We start from the raw sequence: 943 nt of genomic DNA on the forward strand, positions 1-943 counted from the left end.
ATCGTCACCTGCACCGCATAGACGCTGTGGGGACGCTGCGACATGAACAAAGGCGCCGCCACGCGACGTCCCAGCAAGCCAACATCCACGCCTTGCCCGACGGCCTCGACGACGCCCGCCGCCTCGACGCCCGGGATCATCGGCAGTTGCGGCGTTACCGCGTAGCGGTCCGCGCGCATCAGCGCTTCGAAGAAGTTGATCCCGGCGGCATGGACACGGATCAGCACCTCGCCGGCCTGCGGCACCGGCGCCGGCAGATCGACTACCTCCAGCATCTCGGGACCGCCGAAGCGGCTGAGTTGAATGGCTTTCATGGCAAACTCCGATCGCACTGGCATCGGCAGCGGTTTGCCACTATCTGCGGAGCCTCGACTACACACTCATTTGTCCCCTGCTGACCAGGAGGTGACCATGGCTGCACTGATCAAAAGACTGCCGATGCTGCCGGCGGAACGGGCGCTGAAAGTGATCGCGGGTCGCTGGAAGGCGGTTATCCTCTACCATCTCTTCGATGGTCCCCGGCGCCTGTCGGCGCTCAAGACGCTGATGCCGGGCATCACCCAGAAAGTGCTGATCCAGCAGCTTCGCGAAATGGAAGAGCACGGCCTGGTCAGCCGCGAAATCTTCGCCGAAGTGCCATCGCGCGTCGAATATTCGGCGACGCGCCTCGGCCTCAGCCTCGAGCCGATCCTGCTGGCGCTCTGCCAATGGGGCCAGCACCACGCCGACGAGTTGAACGAGACGAACCGCCTCGCAGACTGCATCATACGGCCGAGGCAGGCGACGCACGCACAAATGGCATAAATCGAATCGACGGGGCGACGCGGGCTGCCGTCGCAGGGTTGTCGATTGTCCACAGAACGGATCCAAAAAATGCGCCGCATAGCCTCAGGCGACCTTTATCAGACCTACGATCTTGGTGACTTGCGCATCACCTCCTTGC

The 943-nt window shown here is 63.0% G+C and carries 2 protein-coding genes; one reads left to right on the top strand and one right to left on the bottom strand.

Annotation, left to right across the window (positions count from 1 at the left end):
* Positions 1-314: alcohol dehydrogenase catalytic domain-containing protein (locus tag EOB49_RS34160; protein ID WP_164781942.1), on the bottom strand; the 314-nt coding region annotated here is incomplete at its 3' end.
* A 97-nt stretch (positions 315-411) separates the two neighbouring features.
* On the opposite strand from EOB49_RS34160, the gene EOB49_RS34165 reads away from it, so the two are divergent.
* Positions 412-804: a helix-turn-helix domain-containing protein gene (locus EOB49_RS34165; RefSeq protein ID WP_127383523.1), complete on the top strand. Its 393-nt coding sequence runs from the start codon at positions 412-414 to the stop codon at positions 802-804.
* Positions 805-943: the final 139 nt, after the last annotated feature.

Source organism: Mesorhizobium sp. M7A.F.Ca.MR.148.00.0.0, assembly GCF_003997735.1.
Taxonomy (GTDB): Bacteria; Pseudomonadota; Alphaproteobacteria; order Rhizobiales; family Rhizobiaceae; genus Mesorhizobium.